General features: G+C 59.8%; 1 protein-coding gene. It reads left to right on the forward strand.

The window, feature by feature from the left end:
• A partial coding sequence (locus EN850_RS33645) for a zincin-like metallopeptidase domain-containing protein (RefSeq protein WP_245521072.1) occupies positions 1–433 on the forward strand: 433 nt, incomplete at both ends.

Consider the following 433-nt stretch of genomic DNA (forward strand, 5'->3'; position numbering starts at 1 on the left):
GCTCGCGAGACAGGCGAGGATGCCCAGGCGATCCCTTTCCTCAAGCGCTTCACCGTTTTCAATATCGAGCAATGTGAAGGACTGCCTGATGAAGTCGCGGTTTCGGCTCCGCTGCCGGTGGCTAGCTTGATCGAACCGCGGGTCGAGGCTCTGATCAAGGCCACCGGTATCGACTTCCGTATTGGTGGCGACAGGGCGTTCTATGTGCCTGCCCGCGATTATATACAGGTGCCTCCGCCCCAAGCTTATTTCGAGCCGATCAACTGGCACCGCACAGCCTTGCATGAGCTCGGTCATGCCACCGGTCACAGTTCACGCTTGGCCCGTGACTGCTCCGGCCCTTCGGGCTCCAGAAAATATGCGTTCGAGGAACTCGTGGCAGAGATCAACGCTGCCTTCTGCTGCGCAGCCTTGGGGATCGTGCCCACGGTAC

Source organism: Mesorhizobium sp. M8A.F.Ca.ET.207.01.1.1, from assembly GCF_004794715.1.
GTDB lineage: Bacteria > Pseudomonadota > Alphaproteobacteria > Rhizobiales > Rhizobiaceae > Mesorhizobium.